The organism is Sneathiella sp. D3-11, assembly GCF_055809395.1.
The window spans coordinates 2,634,737-2,651,629 of record NZ_CM147911.1 but is presented as its reverse complement, the minus strand read 5'-3'; the positions used below and the strand labels follow the sequence as shown (position 1 = coordinate 2,651,629).

The following is a 16,893-nucleotide window of genomic DNA, read 5'->3' as shown; positions in this document are numbered from 1 at the left end:
AGCAAACAATAAAATTCACTGTCATAAAGCTGAAATAAGCTATTTGTGCGTTGTTTCAACTCTTATTTTGCAAATACTTAATAAAACCTATGAAATAAAAATGTCCTAAATACGGCAACTAACGACCATATTTATGACTTTAACATTCATACTTATGAAACATTCGTTACGGTTTCTTGACGGCCAATTCCTCGTACTAGGATAGCTGCCGCCGCAATCAGAACGGCTGAACCGATCAGGCATACCTCCACACCGCCGATTTGATATAGCATGCCGGACATGAGCGTACCCAAAAACCGCCCTCCTGCGTTCGCCATATAGTAAAACCCGACATTGAGTGTGGTTTGATCCGTGTCCGAGATCGCGAGAATTAGGTAAGAGTGAAGCGATGAATTTATCGCGAACAGAATACCAAACAACGCCAACTCGCCAACCGTTACAATACCGAGCCAAGTGATATTGTCCGTTAAAGCAATCTGATCAGTCAGAAGATAAATTACAACAGCAAGCAACAGGGGGACAATCGCCAGCGCCCCGCCCCAAAGGCTCGCCGCGATCACCTCCATTGTAACCCCGTCAGGCGATTTTTGAACAAAGCGCGGCGCCACGGCCTGAACAAATCCATAAACAATGACCCACACAGCCATGAAGGTGCCGATTTCGACGAAACTCCATCCCAGAACTTCATCCAAAAACAAGGGGACGCCGACCACAAACCAGACGTCCCGACCGCCGAACAGAAAGAATCGGGCCAGGGAGATCAAGTTTATGTCTCGTGTCTTGGAGAGTATGCGCGAAAAGGGAGGTTTTGAGGTCGGCTGCCCGGCAAACTGCTTCAAGAGAAGGAAAGACGCGACCAAAACTACCGCAAGGCCAGCCGCCATAAAAATCAATGCCCCTTCAAAACCGATAGACGTCAACAATGCACCACCGAGGAAGAAGCCTGCGCCCTTCAAGGCATTTTTTGAACCTGTCAGCGCCGCCACCCACTTAAACAGCCGGGAGGTGCCACCTTCAGGCAACAATATCTTGATGGAGGATTTGGCGCTCATCTTGGTGAGATCTTTGGCGACTCCCGACAGTCCCTGAGACAGGAAGACATAGAGCACCGACATTTCTCTGGACCAACTCGGATCAAGCTGGGAGAGCATAAAAAGTGCCGCAATTTGCAGCCATAGGCCCGCGTATAAAGTAAAGCGCAAGCCAAGCCTTGCCGCAATCCAGCCCCCTACCAGATTAGTAACAACCCCGAAAAATTCATACAGAACGAATAATGCCGCGAGTTCAATGGGCGTGTAACCCAGACTATGAAAATGCAGAAGGACGATCATCCGAAGCGCGCCATCGGTCAGGGTTAACCCCCAATAGGCGCTTGTAACTACGGCATAATCGCGCCACGCAGTCATCGGATTTCCTTCGCGACCTTAGCCGCCAATTCCCGCATTCGCCAGACATAACCGGTTTCATTGTCATACCAGGAGAGGATTTTGACCTGAGTTTCATCAACAACCATCGTCGATGGCGCATCAACAATTGAAGAACGACGATCATTGACGAAATCAGCGGAAACGAGCGGGCGCGTTTCATAGCCGAGAATGCCCTCAAGTTCCGCCTCGCTCGCGGCTTTGAAGAAGCTGTTTACTTCTTCCACCGTTGTTGGGCGGGCGACTTCCAATACGCAGTCCGTGATCGACGCATTCAGCAGCGGAACCCTTACCGCGACGCCATTCAGTTTACCTGCAAGCTCCGGATATATCATGGCAATCGCCGTCGCCGAGCCGGTTGATGTAGGAATAAGAGAGTTCAACGCGGACCTTGCCCGACGTAAATCCTTATGCGGTGCATCAACAATGATCTGCGTATTAGTGACATCATGAATTGTCGTGATCAGGCCGTGCCGAATGCCGATATTTTCCTGTATCACTTTAATCAGCGGTGCCAGACAATTCGTGGTGCAGGACGCGTTGGTCAGAATATGATGCGCAGTCGGATCATAGAGATGATCGTTAACGCCCATCACGATATTTATGTCCGCGTCCTTGACTGGGGCAGCGACGATTACTTTCTTTACACTTCCGGAAAGATAGAGCTGCAACACATCCCGTTTTTTAAACTTGCCGGTGCATTCAATAACGATATCAACATCTCGCTCTGCCCAGGGAATCTCGGCCGGATCAGCATGGTCGGAAAATGTCATCGAGAAATCACCGGCTTTCAGATACGGTTTTTCCCAGAGAACTGGAATGTCGAGATGCCCATGAACACTATCAAACTCGAGCAAATGAGCCGCAGTTTCCGGGCCACCCTTTACTTCATTGATATGGACAACATCAAAAGCCGGGCCGCTTTCCCTCTCCTTAGCATGTTCCAATGCCGCGCGCAGGAACAACCGCCCCATGCGACCAAACCCGTTTATCCCAATCCGGACTGCCATTTATTCCACCACTTATGCATACAGATTTGTCCACGCCGCATTTTACTGCGACTGGTGAACTCGCGTCACCCTAGTTTTCGGATATTACATCTTTATGTCAAAATTCTATGGACAACCAATGTGCCGCCCCTGTCTAATTAGCGGAATTCCTCTCGAAACCGGTCTATTTTATGGCATCATCACATTCACATACCGACAGCAAAGCACATAGTCATTCGCATGATCATGCACCGAAAGTAACGGAAGATAGCGAGCGGCGTATTTTCTGGGTTATGTGCCTAACTGGCGGGTACATGATATTGCAAGCGCTGGGCGGTTTGTTCTCCGGCTCCCTCGCCCTGCTTGCTGATTCCGGGCATATGCTCTCCGATACAGCAGCGCTTGGCCTCGCGTGGTTTGCCTTTCGCCTGGCTTCCAAACCAGCGGACAGTAAACGTTCCTACGGGTATCACCGCTTTCAGATTCTGGCGGCCTTCACCAATGGCCTAACCCTTTTCTTCATTGCCGGATGGATCATTTTTGAGGCAATTGAACGCCTGATGTATCCCGGAGAGGTCATCGGCGGCATGATGCTTGTCATCGCATGCGGCGGACTGGTGATCAATATCGTTGGTTTCTATCTGCTCCATCGTGGCGACCGCCATAATGTAAATATGCAGGGCGCCTTGCTGCATGTGATGGGGGATTTGTTGGGCTCTGTCGCCGCCATTGTCGCGGCTATCATCATCCTTATGTTCGGATGGATGGCCGCGGACCCCATCCTGTCGATACTGGTTGCGGTCATTATCCTGAAAAGTGCCTACAGCCTTGTTCGACGGTCCGGCCATATCTTGCTGGAAGGCACACCAGAGAATCTGGACATGATGCTGATTCGGGAAAAACTGGTCGCGTATATGCCAGAAATCATCGACGTCCACCATATGCATGCCTGGTCCCTTACTGCAGAAAAGCCAATTGTGACTATGCATATTCAAGTTAAGCCGTCAGCGGATATAAAATCTACGCTACACGCAATCAACGCGTTTTTGCTTTCCGAATTTGAAATTGACCACGCGACATTGCAGCTTGAACATGGCAATTGCAGCACCGACGAAATTCTGGAAAAATAGCTTTACTGCCAGAGTGGTCGCGCCGCGCTGGCAATGCCTTTTGCTTCTCCCCATGGGCCCGTGCTCATTACGGAAAGCCAGCGCATGGGTGCCGGGCTCACAATTCGAACTTCAACCATACTGCCGCGTGTGACTTGTGCGCTCAATCGGGTACTCAGGTTTGATTTTTCAAGGCTACACCGAATTGCAGCGCCCGGAAGCCAGAATTTTGCGGGCACTTTGCCTTGAATACGATATCGTTTTTCAGGCTTTCCTATAGTCGAAATCCGGCAATCCCCGGCAAAGGCTGCGCCTAGATCCCCCGAAACTTCCAATGTAATCAAGTCCTGTTTACCCGCAACGACAGGCATGCCCGAAAACTGTGCAAGCATCAGCATTACCGCAATCCCTAATTTATGTCTTGTCCGCATGGTGACATCATAAAAAAGCATGGTTAACAAAACAAAAACCCGATTGCGGGAAAGCAACCGGGTTCAAAATCGACTGATACTCGATTTCGTTAAGAAGTCGACGGCAAATCCATATCAAGTATGGTCATATGAAAAGCGAATGACACTTCGCCTTCATCCTCATCCCGATAGACAACCCCGATAAATTCATCACCGAGCAGAACCTCAGCCGTTCCATCGGATGGCCGACGCTCTTTGACATTGAACTCTTCATTGCCAAATTTTTCCCGCAGGTAGCGCTGCACCTTTAATGTTTCCGTTCTCGTCATTATGGCCCCGCGTTTCTTATAGAATTTCGAGTGAGTCTGCGATCGGTCCTTTTACGCCCATGCGGACAACACATTTAACCTTGGTATCCAGACCTATATCTTCAAGGTTGATGTCAGAACGCTCCAGCATATTAATGTGGATAAAGACATCCTCTCCACCACCATCCGGCGTCACAAACCCGTATTTATGTTCGGGAACAAAGGTAGTCACAACACCCGTCACCTCGATATCATTACCGACGACAACCTCTTCTTCCTCTTCCGGCTCATGAATTGCGACAACCTGCTGGCCGCGATCCCCATCTGCAAGGTCACAATTAATCTGCATACCTTCCCGGAGTTCAGTATAGGAAGTGTTTTGCAGAACCGAAATATGGACAAAGGCATCTGGAGACCCATCGGCGGGCGAGACAAAACCAAATCCCTTGGCTTCATCGAAAAATTTTACAGTCGCCGATATATTCTTACGGACGGGCTTGGACGGCTTACGATCATTCATCCTTAAAGGACCTCATTATTTATAACAAACGGTGCAATACCCAATATAGGGGCAAAGCTCAAATATTTCCGTGATTTTGTATCAGATCAGAACGCGGCTGTCTGTAGCCTTATTTAATCCGCCGTTCCTAACAGTTTCGCAGTTTTCAGATTTTATTGAATTTGGCCGCGCAGCGGGAGATGCTATGCTGGATTAACCGGACAATTTCTGGGCGGGTTCCGATCGCCCCCGCATAGTGAGCCGGCAGCTTGCTTCCCGTTTCCCGCTGCCATTCGGCAATCGCGCCGGGCACATCCTCCATCGCGTGCGGCCCGTCCGCTGCGAACAAACCTACAAGGACTAGCGGCGGTCCGTTCTCAGGTTGATTCTTTAGCCATTGACCGAGGAACGGCGCTTCATTCAGGAAGGCAACAGAAACCCTGGCAAATTCTTGCCTGCTTTCAACCGTCCTCTGCTGCAGATAGGTCGCCTCGGCAGAGGCACGCGATTTTTCTGAACCGTGGGCGACAAGGACGAGATGAATGTCCACCGGAGCATATCCCTTATCAGCACAAACTTCCTGTGCCATGGCGGATATTATTCCGGCCAATTCAGGATCAATTCCGAGGGCATCACATTGATACAGCTGGCGATCTGTGCAAATACGCTGCCCCTCCGTCAACTCAAATAGTTCCGGAATGCGTCGCGCAACAAAATATCCGTTGCTCATAAAGAATGGTAACAGAAAAACTTCTCCGCCCGGCAAATTGGGGGATGTGTGATTACCAGCAAGGAAACAAACCCCCACCTGTCCATAGCGATTGCTTTGCTGCAATGTCAACGCATGCTGCTTGGCAGCCTCCTGTGCGTTAACCGACACACTGGAACCATGGGCAACTATAAGGACTGACGGACGCGTAGGTGGCATTGGCAAATCTTGTTAAAGACCAAGGTGGTGCGGCTAAATTTCATCATAGCATTGTGTTTACAATTTTTCGGCCAAAACTGGAAAAAAAATCACCTCGTTTTCTCTTTACGTCGCTATCTAACCTAGGTATTTAGATTTTAGTGGCCCGCAAGTGTTGAAGTATGCGATAATGCTTTTCATCAGTGGCAAAAAGTAAAATCAAAGCCATGGGTTAAGAATAATTGGTTCCGAATGGGAGGAAGATAAAAATGTTCAAACGTACAGTTATGTCGATTGCGGCGTTCTCCGCTGCATCGATGATGGCGTTCAGTGTGTCTGCTGCTGACGTCGTAGATGGACCTAACGTTAATTGGAATGTATCTACGTGGGGCAAACAAAGAGCCTTTACGGCAAGCGTAGAAGCGATCAGAGACTATGTCGCTGAACGCACAGGCGGTAAATTCAAGATCAAGATACATTATGGTGAGGCCCTCTCCAAGGCGAGAGAAAACCTGGACGGCATTAAACTTGGCGCCTTTCAGATGGCAATGTTTTGCTCTGCCTACCATCCGGCTAAGCACCCGACACTGTCGGGACTAGACCTTCCCTTCTTGCCGTTTCCTAACCTGAAAGTTCAAACGGCAGTGCATGAAACCTATTATGCTGACCCTGCAGTCGCAAAAGATTTGGCCCGCTGGGACGCAAAGCTGCTGATGAGTTCACTATTACCGCAGTATGAATTTACGGGTGTCGGCAAGCCTCCGGTCACGCTGGAAGACTGGAACGGCATGCGCGTTCGTGCTTTGGGCGGCATTGGTGAAGCAATGAAGAAAATTGGTGCCGTTCCAACTACTGTGCCTGCACCGGAAGTTTACACATCACTGGAACGCGGTACGATTGAAGCTGCATCCTTCCCGTTCACCTATGCTCATGTGGCCTACCGCCTGACAGATATCGGTGAATGGTATACTGCGAACATGTCTCCTGGCGCGAATAACTGCCCGGTTGTTGTCAACATTCCGGCGTATGAAAAGCTTCCGCCTGAGTATCAACAGCTTCTCCAGGATGCCAAACCTTCTGCATATGAAGCCCTTTATGCTGCGTATGATGCCGCGGACAAGAAAAATTTTCCGATTATGAAGGAAAAAGGCATGACAGCGATCACCTTCTCTGATGAAGAGATCGCCAAGTTCCGTGCTGTTGGCGCAAAGCCAGTCTGGGACGAATGGATCGCAAAAATGAATGCCGATGGATATCCCGGCGATCAACTTTTTGAATTGATCATGACGACTTCAAAAGAAGCCTCCAGTAACTAAACTTTGAATTGAGGGCCTGGCTTGCCGGGCCCTCTTTCAACATAAGAAAAACTCATGACATCATCAAATCCCCCTAAGGGTTCGGCGTCCGGATCGGCTTTTGCCGCATTTGACCGTGGCTTTTCCAAACTCGAAAATTTCCTGAACGGAATTTCCGCTCTTGCAATATTTTTTGTGATGCTGATTGGTGTCACTCAGGTATTCAGCCGGAAGCTTCTCAATTTGCCGATTCCCGGTTATATCGACTTTATCGAACAAAGCATGGTTGTTTTTGCGTTTTTCGGAATTGCCTATTGCCAGAGGCTTGGGGGACATGTGCGCATGGACCTCTTTATGGCAAAATTTAGCGGGCGGCCATTGTATTTCCTTGAAGCATTAGCAACGCTGGTTGGACTTGTTGTTATCACCATCTTGATTGACACCAGCTGGCTGCATTTTTTGAGGGCTTACGAGCTTGGGGATTCAACGATTGATATCGGAATACCTATCTGGCCTGCGAAAATTGCCATCCCGCTTGCGTTTATGGTTCTCTGGGTGCGATTTGCGCTTCAGTTCATTGGTTTCATCCGGCTGACTATTTACCCATCTGCGGAGATTATTGCCGTACCCGTGATCGAAGACGTTATTACGACGGCCCGGCACGAGATTGAAGATGCGCTCGGCGAAGACGCCGCAAAAGAAGCAAAATTCGACGAAACCTATATTAAAAAGGGTAAAAAATAATGGAGATGGATCCTCTCCTTTCCGGCATAATCGGCATGGGCGCGCTGATCGTTATGGTATTTTTGGGTGTTCGGGTCTACATCGCCGCGACGGTTGTTGGCATGTTAGGCATTGTGTCCATTATTGGTTGGAGTGCCGGCACCGGTATCGTTGGAACAATCCCGCACTCGAAATCCACCCTATATTCCCTGAGCGTGCTGCCGATGTTCATCCTCATTGGCTTCCTCGCGTTTCATGCCGGAATAACGACAGCCGCTTTTGATGCCGCGAAAAAATGGATAGGGTGGGTCCCAGGTGGCCTCGCTGTTGCGACTGTATTTTCGGCGGCGGGGTTCGCGGCTGTTTCGGGCGCAAGCACGGCCACAGCAGCGGTTTTCAGTCGGGTAGCTATTCCCGAAATGTTAGAAAATGGTTACGATCGGAGATTGGCCGCAGGCGTTGTCGCCGCGGGTGGAACACTCGCCTCCCTGATCCCGCCGAGTGCCATTCTGGTAATCTATGCCATTATTGTCGAACAATCCGTTGGCGCGCTCCTGCTGGCAGGCTTTATACCGGGAATAGTCTCTGCGCTTATCTATGCGCTTATTATTATGTTCCGGGCGACCATAAATCCGAAACTAGGCCCACCCGTTCGTGGCTTCACGATGGGTGAGAAGATGAAGTCCTTACCCGGCACGCTTCCAATCGTCGCCGTTATTGGCATTATTTTCAGTGCTATTTACGGTGGCTGGGCGACGCCAACTGAGGCGGGCGCACTCGGTGCCTTTGTCGTCCTCATCATGGCCTTTTTCCATGGGATGCGAACGAAAGAGTTGAAGGACGCATTGTTCGAAACTGCCAAGCTTACTGTGATGATCTTCTCGATCATCTGGGGTGTGCTGGTTTTTGTCCGGTTCCTCGGATTTTCGGGTCTGCCCGAAGCCTTCGCAGAATGGATCCTTGGCCTGCCCTTGCCCCCGACTGTCATCATTATCCTGATTTTGTGCGGCTATGCTATCCTCGGCATGTTCATGGACGCAATCGGGATGTTGCTCTTGACGCTTCCCGTTGTTTATCCAGCGGTTATCGGGCTTGGGTATGATCCAATCTGGTTTGGTATCATTGTTGTGAAGATGGTAGAAATCTGCCTGATTACCCCACCCATCGGCCTCAATTGTTATGTGGTGAATGGGGTCAGACCGGATATACCATTATCGGATGTCTTCCGCGGGATCGGTCCGTTCTTTATCGCTGATGTGTTGACCATCGCCTTGTTCATTGCCTTCCCGGCATTGATTGTCTGGTTGCCGCAAACCATGCTAAACTGATTTAAACTACATCTTCCGGCCTCCTGCCAAAATCAAAAATAAAAAGGAGTAGGTAAATGGATTTTACGCTCACCGAAGAACAGCATGCTATTGTCGAAAATGTCGAGGCGCTTTGTGCGCGCTTCGACGATAGTTACTGGCTAGAGAAAGATCGCACTGGCGATTTCCCGTTTGATTTTCATACGGCAATGGCAGAGGCCGGATGGCTTGGTATTACTATGCCCGAGGAATTTGGCGGCGCCGGGCTCGGCGTTGTCGAAGCTGCACTGATGATGCATACGGTGGCAAAATCCTCTGGCGGGATGTCTGCGGCTTCGGCCATTCACATCAATATTTTCGGACCTCACCCGATCGTTGTTTTCGGCAGCGAAGATCAGAAAAACCGTTGGCTCCCTCCGCTTATCAAGGGCGAGGTCAAGACATGCTTTGGGGTGACAGAACCCAACGCCGGCCTAAACACGACGGCCCTTGAAACACGGGCTGAGAAAACGGCGGACGGCTATCTTGTGAACGGTCGAAAGATTTGGACAACCACGGGACAAGAAGCAGACAAGATGTTGCTTCTGGCCCGCACGACACCAAAAGAAAACTGCAAGAAAGCAACTGACGGACTGTCCATCTTTTACACAGACATGAACCGTGACTATATGGATGTTCGTGTTATTGACAAAATGGGCCGCAAAGCTGTTGATTCCAACGAAGTTTTTATAGACAACTTACCGGTGCCAAAGGAAGATCTGATCGGAGAGGAAGGTAAGGGGTTTTATTACCTCCTGCACAGCCTAAACCCGGAGCGCGTTCTTGTCGGCATGGAAGCCATCGGTCTTGGCATGAATGCACTCGGCCGGGCGGCACAATACGCCCGTGAAAGAGAAGTATTCGGTCGCCCGATTGGTAAGAATCAGGCAATCCAACATCCGCTCGCTGAAAATTGGATGGAGTTAGAGGCCGCCTACCTAATGGCAATGAAAGCCGCGTCAAACTACGATGCGGGGCTTGAAGCAGGCGTTTTTGCCAATGCCGCCAAATATCTTGGCGCGGAAGCAGGCTTCAAAGCATGTACTCAGGCGGTCATGACCCATGGTGGCATGGGCTATGCCAAGGAGTTCACCGTTGAGCGACTGATGCGCGAAGTCATGATCTGCCGGATTGCCCCTGTCAGCCCACAGCTGGTACTCTGTTACGTTGCTGAAAAGGCGCTCGGATTACCGAAATCCTATTGATAAAAACATTTTCCCTCGGACACAGGTGAGAAATGAGCAAAGCTAATAATGGGCCTCTAACAGGCATAAGAGTTGCCGACCTTACGTCTGTTCTACTCGGGCCATATGCGACGCAAACCCTCGGCGATATGGGCGCGGACGTGATCAAGATCGAGGGACCCGAGGGTGATACGACCCGCGATCTCGGACCACGCCGCTCTCCTGGTATGGCAGCCATATATCTGAACGCCAACCGTAACAAGCGGGCATTGGGCATTGATTTGAAATCAGAGGAAGGCTACGCCGCCCTTCTCAAGCTGCTCGGAACTGTCGATGTTTTTCTGCACAACATGCGACCTTCCGCAATCAAGCGGCTGCGCCTTACTTATGACGATGTGAAAGCGGTCAATCCAAACATTGTCTATTGCGGTGCCTACGGGTTTGGACAGGACGGGCCCTATGCGAACAAGCCGGCCTATGACGACATGATCCAGGGTGTCAGCGGACTTGCGGCTACCCAATCAAAACTGATGGGACGGCCAGGATATATGCCAACAGTGATTGCCGATAAGGCGACGGCACTGACGGCTGTTTATGCGGTGACCATGGCGTTGTTTCATCGCGAACGCACGGGCGAAGGACAGGAAGTTAAAATTCCGATGTTTGAGACGATGGTGCAATTCCATATGCTGGAACATCTTTACGGTGGGAATTTCGATCCGCCGATAGGGTCTGTTGGTTATCCGCGCGCTATCTCCCCAAACCGCCATCCCTATAAAACCAAAGACGGAATGATCGGCGTTCTTCCGTATGTTGATAAACAATGGAAGGCGTTCTTTGAAATGGCTGGCCGTCCGGAATTGATGGAGGATCCCCGTTTTTGCAATATTGAAGCCCGGCTCGACAATATCGATGCGGCCTATGAAGTACTGAGCGAGATCATCGAGACCCGCACATCCGAAGAATGGCTTAAAGATCTGGATGCCGCAAGCATCCCGGCGGTACCAATCAACGACCCGGAAGATCTTCTTGAGGATGAACATCTTCAGGCGGTGAATTTCTGGAAAACAATGGATCATCCATCGGAAGGGAAACTGGTATATCCGGGAATTCACACAGAATTTTCAGCATCCCCCGGGGAAGTTCGACGACACGCCCCACGTCATGGGGAGCATAACCGGGAAATCCTGCAGGAAATTGGTATGTCGGAAGGAGAAATTGACAGACTTATATCCTCCGGTATTCTTTGTTCAAAAACCTAATATACGGCCCATAATAACTAGAAAAAGAAACTGGCTATGCATATACGTGAGTTCGCAAAGACAATGCCGGAAAAACCTGCCATTATAATGGCAGGCAGCGGTGAAACGGTCAGCTATAAACAACTCAACGAACGGTCCAATCAGGGGGCTCAGTATTTTCGCAATATGGGCCTGAAAATTGGCGACCATATCGCCCTTCTTTTAGAAAATACCCCTAGATTCTATGAAATTTGCTGGGCGGCGCATCGCGCAGGACTTTATTATACAGCCATCAGTTCCCGGCTTACGGCGGAAGAGGCGGCCTATATTATCAATGATTGCGGCGCCCAGATTTTTATCACCTCGAACTACAAATCGGAACTTGCCGCTCAGCTACTTGAACGAATGCCGAATGTCGAAGAGCGGCTAATGATTGACGGTACTATTCCCGGATATCAGTCTTTTGAAGAGGCGATCAGCGGCTACTCTACAGCTCCTCTTCCTGATGAATGCGAAGGCTCCGATATGCTTTATTCATCTGGCACTACGGGCCGACCGAAGGGAATCAAACCAACGGAAATCGGCAACCCAATCGGAGAGGATGATAACCTTACTGGCCTGCTAAAAAATCAGTATAACGTTACAGATAATACAATCTACCTTTCCCCGGCGCCGCTCTATCACGCTGCGCCGTTGCGGTATAACATGCGCACGCAACGCTTCGGTGCCACCTGCATCATCATGGAACATTTTGATGCGGAAGAATATCTTCGCCTTGTAGAAAAATACAAGGTGACTCATTCCCAGCTTGTACCAACCATGTTCGTCCGGATGCTGAAACTGCCGGAAGAAGTGCGGAAGAAATATGACGTCAGTAGCCTGCAGGTCGCCATTCATGCTGCCGCACCCTGCCCCGAAAAAGTTAAGCATCAGATGATGGACTGGTGGGGTCCGATTTTATATGAATATTACGCAGGTACTGAAGGGAACGGATATTGCGCCGTTACTCCTGAGGAATGGCTTTTACACCCAGGAACAGTTGGCAAGGCCTTGACCGGCATTGTGCATATTGTCGATGAAGAAGGTAATGAGCTCCCCGCCGGGAAGACCGGAGCCATCTATTTTTCGGATGGGCGTGAGTTTACCTATCATAATGATCCAGAACGAACAGCGGAGAGCTTCAACGATAAGGGATGGAGTACGCTCGGGGATGTTGGGTATCTAGATGAAGACGGCTTCCTCTATCTCACTGACCGGCAGACCTACATGATCATTTCCGGCGGCGTGAATATCTACCCGCAGGAAATTGAAGATTTGCTCCTGACCCACCCAAAGGTATATGACGCGGCAGTGATTGGCGTACCAAACGAGGATTTTGGTGAAGAAGTCAAAGCCGTTATTCAGCCTGTAGATATTAAACTCGCGGGCGACGATCTGGAGGCCGAGTTGATAGAGTTCTGCCGTACGAACATCAGCCATGTTAAATGTCCAAGGTCTGTTGACTTTGAAGCGGAACTTCCCCGCCATCCGACGGGGAAGCTTTATAAAAGGCTTCTCAAAGACAAATATTGGGGCGAGAAGAAATCCCGGATTGTCTGATCCTATGACGCGAGCTTGAGCTCTTTCAGGCCGCGCATATTTTCAAGTGTCTGGTGGCAGGCTCTAGCCGCCTCCTGACCCTTGAGCACAAAATGTTCCTTGAAGAACCCCATATGCGCCTCCGTCTCCTGAAAATGATGTGGTGTCAGGACGACCGATAAAACCGGGATGCCGCTGTCAAGCTGGACCCGCATCATACCATCGAGCACGGTCCGGGCAACAAAGTCATGTCGGTAAATACCACCATCCACGATTAGTCCTGTCGCCATGATCAAATCATAACGCCCGGTTTCCGAAAGCTTTTGCGCCATCAATGGAATTTCCAGACTGCCCGGAACATCATGGATATCGAAAGAATCAGCGTCATATCCAAAGCCGCGCAGTTCAGCGATGAAAGACTTACTCGCTTGATGGACGATATCGGCATGCCAATTCGCCTGAATGATGGCAATGCGGCTATGGCTTTTGTGGATGCTGGGGGTTTTATTGTCAGATGTCGTGTTTTTGATTTTCATTTTTGGGCCTTGTTTATTCAAGTTGACAAAAACCCAAGGCAAATAGGTTAAAGGCATGCACAGACCTGCATAGCCTGACCACCCTTTATCCTGTTCTCTTCCATCCGGACTATCACCGTCGGCTTCGGATTTACACCGAATCTGCTGACCCCGCCGAAGCGGGCGCTCGCGGGCTTGAACAGAAACCTGTTCTTTACCGCCGGTAGGGACTTTCACCCTGCCCTGAGAACATTCCCTCTATATGAGGAGGAAATATCACTGTTTATAGTAGGGATATTTTCCCGATTTGCAAGAAGTCGCATATGTATTACTTTGGCGTCCCTTCACTTTTTTGTTGAAACAAGAGGCACTGTTGGACGAAAAATCATTTACGGCATTATTGAAAGACGTCATTCGCTACAATCAGTTGGAGCGCTACTTCAAAACCACCTCCGGCCCGATTGAGGACGTCGATAGCCATTACGACCTGATGCCCAATATTGACGCGATCACGCGCGATCAGGCCGACAGCGGTGGTCTCAAGTTATCTCATGCACAACGACGAATGCTGATGACACTTGTCGCATTGTGGGAAGGCGCGACAGCTGATCAGCTATTCGAAGAAAGTCTGGGTAGCCTCTCCCGGATTATCCAGTCTATGGATCGGAACAACCGCGAATTTTTGGCCGAACTAATCCTCGCCTACCCTGGATGGGGCTGAAAAATTCATGTCGCGCCCAAGATGTGGACAGTTGATTTTATGCCCCTCTATAAAAATATTCATTCAATAGTAAGTAGTTATGAAGTAGCTTGACCCTATGATGGACTGGAACAAACTTCTTTCGACTCGGCGCTATGGGCAGGATCATAACGATCCCGTCATCGCCTCGCGCAGCCCGTTTCACAAAGATCAGGACCGCATTGTCTTTTCCTCCGCCTTTCGACGGTTGCAGGACAAGACACAGGTTCATACTCTGGCGGAAAGCGACTACGTGCGGACCCGCCTTACTCATTCCATGGAAGTGGCGTCCGTTGGCCGCTCGCTTGGTGCAAATGCCGGACAGGTCATTATCGACCGTCATTTAAAAGGCAGTGAATATAGCCCCGCGGATTTCGGTCATATAGTCTCCGCCGCCTGTCTTGCCCATGATATCGGCAACCCGCCTTTTGGGCATTTCGGCGAAGAGATTATCCGCCACTGGTTCAAGAATGGCCATGGCGCAGCGGAGCGGGCGGAAGGCTTAAGCGAAGACGAGGCTCGCGACCTCGAGCTCTTTGAAGGCAATGCGCAAGGATTTCGTATTCTGACGAAATTGCAGAACTGGCGAAATGCCGGCGGTTTGCGGCTGACCTATGCCACTCTCGGAACATTCATGAAATATCCTCGGACCTCCATTGTCTCCGCTCCGTCCCCGGCAGACAGCGGCGGCAAAAAATTTGGGGTAATGCAGTCCGAACTCAAAGCATTTCACGAAATTGCGGATGAGCTTGGGCTGCTTCAGCGGGGAAATGATGACTACTGGTGCCGGCACCCCCTCGCCTACCTGGTCGAAGCGGCAGATGATATCTGCTACAGCGTCGTCGACATCGAGGATGGGTATAAACTTGGCCGCCTTGGCTATGGTGAAACCGAAGATTTGATGCTGCGCATTCTTGGCGACAAACCAAAGCGCTATGCGGAAGTCGATGATCCATCGGAGCGAATTTCCTATCTTCGCGCAAAATGTATCGGCCGCCTGATTGGAGAAGTCTCCGACATCTTCAAGGATTGTGAAGGAGAAATTCTCGCCGGAAACTTCAAAGGAGACCTCTTACATCATTCGCGGCGGGCAAAACTCTTCGATGAAATATACGCGCTCTGTCAGCGTGAGATCTACCGCCATCCGGAGCGTATTCAGGCCGAATTGAGCGGCTCGGAAATACTTACGACCCTGTTGGATGCGTTTTATGACGCCAACCTCGATTGGGAAAGATTTAATCGTGACGGCACGGCTATGAACCCAAGATCCTCCGTCCTGATGACCCTTTTTCCGGACGGCAATGAGAACCCAGGCAAACGTTATGACTGGCTTCTCGGCATTACTGATTTCGTCTCGGGCATGACCGATTCTTTCGCGGTACGACAGTTCCGCGAGATCAGAGGGATTGTTTAATCCCGCTTTCCTAGAGTTTTTAGCAGCTAGTAACCCCCTATTAACCTAAATCTCCTAGAATTATTTTTTTAGATTTCAGGCTGATGACATCCATGTTGGTTGATTCTACCCTTTATGGCGACCATATCGCCGCAATGTTTGCCAAAATGCCGACGCCGATGCGTATAAATACCGCACGCACGGCGGCAGAAGGATTTGTTGCGCGGGAATTGACCGATGATGACCTGGAACTAACAGAAGCTATCATCAATTATTTTGTGAATGATATCGATACGGCCGTGCGGCATGCAATTGCCGATGCCGTCAAGGAATGTGAGTTCCTGTCTAAGGAAATGGCGATGAAGCTCGCTCTGGACGTAGACGAGATATCCTCCCCTATCGTCACTCATTCACCGATCCTTTCAGATGAGGATCTGTGGACGATCCTGCAAACCGCCAGCAACAACATTCAAACTACTATTGCTTCGCGGCCGCACCTTGGTGTGAAATCAACGGCCTGTATCGCCGAAATCGGATGTTACTCGGCCATCAAAGCCTGCTTGAGAAATGAAACGGCGATTATCGGAAAGACGGCCTATGATCATATCCTTGGTCGTTTTGGCGATATAGACCCCATACAAGCCCTTTTGGTTCATCGTCCCTTCCTCCCCGAGCAGATTGTTTCTCGGTTGTTCGATTTTATTTCTGAAGAATATAAGCAAATTCTCATCGAGAGAAATCCTGTAGAGAACACCACTTCCGTCCAAAAAATTCTCAACGCCCGCGAAAAAGCACTTGCCAAGAGTCTGGATCGGAGAATGACCGATCACGAACAGAAAAAGAAATCACTCGCGCTTGAACGGGAGGGGCGCCTGACGGCGACACTGATGTTGCGCTTGCTCATCAACGGCAATCACGCATTTTTTGCCGCCGCACTTGGTCATGCCTCTGGTATTTCAAAGAAGCGTGTCGTATCGCTGACGTCCGGGCGGGGTTATCTCGGCTTTCAGCGCCTCTATGACCGCGCTGAGTTGCCGCCTTATCTCTACACAGCCTTTAAAACAGCGATGGAAGAGCATCGTAAAGCAACCCATTATCATCCGCGCGCCGATCTAGATAATTTTCGCCAACGTATGATCGATCGGATAGCGGAAACTTACGGGTGGGAAGATGGCATGTCTCTCGAAGGGTTGATGGAAAAACTGCTTCCCAAACGCCTCCATTGACCTTTAA

Annotated in this window: 17 protein-coding genes and 1 riboswitch; of the genes, 10 read left to right on the top strand and 7 right to left on the bottom strand. The window is 50.1% G+C overall.

The genetic code is table 11. The features are described 5' to 3' along the window. Window positions 1-152: 152 nt before the first annotated feature. Together arsJ and AC0L73_RS13535 are read right to left on the bottom strand one after the other, a co-directional pair. Entirely contained in the window at window positions 153-1,406 is a 1,254-nt protein-coding gene (arsJ, locus tag AC0L73_RS13540; protein WP_473653976.1) for an organoarsenical effux MFS transporter ArsJ, read from the bottom strand. Continuing rightward, window positions 1,403-2,434 (bottom strand): ArsJ-associated glyceraldehyde-3-phosphate dehydrogenase, encoded by a 1,032-nt coding sequence (locus tag AC0L73_RS13535; protein WP_227947682.1) that lies wholly within the window; start codon window positions 2,432-2,434, stop codon window positions 1,403-1,405. Before AC0L73_RS13535 ends, arsJ begins: the two co-directional genes overlap by 4 nt. Before the next feature lie 170 nt (window positions 2,435-2,604). Here AC0L73_RS13535 and AC0L73_RS13530 point away from each other — a divergent pair, with 170 nt between their 5' ends. Then, entirely contained in the window at window positions 2,605-3,543 is a 939-nt protein-coding gene (locus AC0L73_RS13530; protein WP_473653975.1) for a cation diffusion facilitator family transporter, read from the top strand. 2 nt (window positions 3,544-3,545) lie between these two features. Here AC0L73_RS13530 and AC0L73_RS13525 read toward each other — a convergent pair whose 3' ends face one another. The 4 genes from AC0L73_RS13525 to AC0L73_RS13510 all read right to left on the bottom strand — a co-directional run bounded on the left by AC0L73_RS13525 (window position 3,546) and on the right by AC0L73_RS13510 (window position 5,667). Beyond that, complete coding sequence (locus AC0L73_RS13525) at window positions 3,546-3,920, bottom strand: hypothetical protein (RefSeq protein ID WP_227947684.1); 375 nt, start codon at window positions 3,918-3,920, stop codon at window positions 3,546-3,548. Window positions 3,921-4,042: 122 nt separating this feature from the next. Then, window positions 4,043-4,261: a DUF3126 family protein gene (locus AC0L73_RS13520; protein ID WP_227947685.1), complete on the bottom strand. Its 219-nt coding sequence runs from the start codon at window positions 4,259-4,261 to the stop codon at window positions 4,043-4,045. 16 nt (window positions 4,262-4,277) lie between these two features. Further along, complete coding sequence (locus AC0L73_RS13515) at window positions 4,278-4,760, bottom strand: cold-shock protein (RefSeq protein WP_415776476.1); 483 nt, start codon at window positions 4,758-4,760, stop codon at window positions 4,278-4,280. Between the two features lie 145 nt (window positions 4,761-4,905). Beyond that, window positions 4,906-5,667 (bottom strand): CbiX/SirB N-terminal domain-containing protein, encoded by a 762-nt coding sequence (locus AC0L73_RS13510; RefSeq protein ID WP_473653974.1) that lies wholly within the window; start codon window positions 5,665-5,667, stop codon window positions 4,906-4,908. 248 nt (window positions 5,668-5,915) lie between these two features. Here AC0L73_RS13510 and AC0L73_RS13505 point away from each other — a divergent pair, with 248 nt between their 5' ends. Genes AC0L73_RS13505 through AC0L73_RS13480 form a run of 6 tightly spaced genes read left to right on the top strand, consistent with a single transcriptional unit; the run spans window position 5,916 to window position 13,034 of the window. Further along, the gene (locus AC0L73_RS13505; protein WP_227947687.1) at window positions 5,916-6,962 is read left to right on the top strand and encodes a C4-dicarboxylate TRAP transporter substrate-binding protein; all 1,047 of its coding nucleotides are present in this window, start codon (window positions 5,916-5,918) and stop codon (window positions 6,960-6,962) included. Window positions 6,963-7,016: 54 nt separating this feature from the next. Further along, entirely contained in the window at window positions 7,017-7,685 is a 669-nt protein-coding gene (locus AC0L73_RS13500; RefSeq protein ID WP_227947688.1) for a TRAP transporter small permease subunit, read from the top strand. 5 nt (window positions 7,686-7,690) lie between these two features. After that, a complete protein-coding gene (locus tag AC0L73_RS13495; RefSeq protein ID WP_415776482.1) occupies window positions 7,691-8,992 on the top strand; it encodes a TRAP transporter large permease in 1,302 nt (433 codons plus the stop codon). Between the two features lie 56 nt (window positions 8,993-9,048). Further along, the gene (locus AC0L73_RS13490; protein WP_227947690.1) at window positions 9,049-10,215 is read left to right on the top strand and encodes an acyl-CoA dehydrogenase family protein; all 1,167 of its coding nucleotides are present in this window, start codon (window positions 9,049-9,051) and stop codon (window positions 10,213-10,215) included. Window positions 10,216-10,247: 32 nt separating this feature from the next. Further along, window positions 10,248-11,456 (top strand): CaiB/BaiF CoA transferase family protein, encoded by a 1,209-nt coding sequence (locus AC0L73_RS13485; protein ID WP_227947691.1) that lies wholly within the window; start codon window positions 10,248-10,250, stop codon window positions 11,454-11,456. Window positions 11,457-11,492: 36 nt separating this feature from the next. Continuing rightward, on the top strand, window positions 11,493-13,034 hold the full coding sequence (locus AC0L73_RS13480; RefSeq protein WP_473653973.1) for an AMP-binding protein: 1,542 nt from the start codon (window positions 11,493-11,495) through the stop codon (window positions 13,032-13,034). A gap of 2 nt (window positions 13,035-13,036) precedes the next feature. Here the strand turns inward: AC0L73_RS13480 and AC0L73_RS13475 are convergent, their stop codons facing one another. Beyond that, window positions 13,037-13,549, bottom strand: coding sequence for a 6,7-dimethyl-8-ribityllumazine synthase (locus AC0L73_RS13475; RefSeq protein WP_473653972.1), 513 nt, complete (start codon window positions 13,547-13,549; stop codon window positions 13,037-13,039). 88 nt (window positions 13,550-13,637) lie between these two features. Further along, window positions 13,638-13,783: riboswitch (FMN riboswitch) on the bottom strand. A gap of 118 nt (window positions 13,784-13,901) precedes the next feature. Here AC0L73_RS13475 and AC0L73_RS13470 point away from each other — a divergent pair. The 3 genes from AC0L73_RS13470 to AC0L73_RS13460 all read left to right on the top strand — a co-directional run bounded on the left by AC0L73_RS13470 (window position 13,902) and on the right by AC0L73_RS13460 (window position 16,886). Next, entirely contained in the window at window positions 13,902-14,249 is a 348-nt protein-coding gene (locus AC0L73_RS13470; protein ID WP_473653971.1) for a hypothetical protein, read from the top strand. Between the two features lie 97 nt (window positions 14,250-14,346). Further along, window positions 14,347-15,681, top strand: coding sequence for a deoxyguanosinetriphosphate triphosphohydrolase (locus tag AC0L73_RS13465; protein WP_473653970.1), 1,335 nt, complete (start codon window positions 14,347-14,349; stop codon window positions 15,679-15,681). 92 nt (window positions 15,682-15,773) lie between these two features. Further along, on the top strand, window positions 15,774-16,886 hold the full coding sequence (locus tag AC0L73_RS13460) for a DUF2336 domain-containing protein (RefSeq protein ID WP_473653969.1): 1,113 nt from the start codon (window positions 15,774-15,776) through the stop codon (window positions 16,884-16,886). Window positions 16,887-16,893: the final 7 nt, after the last annotated feature.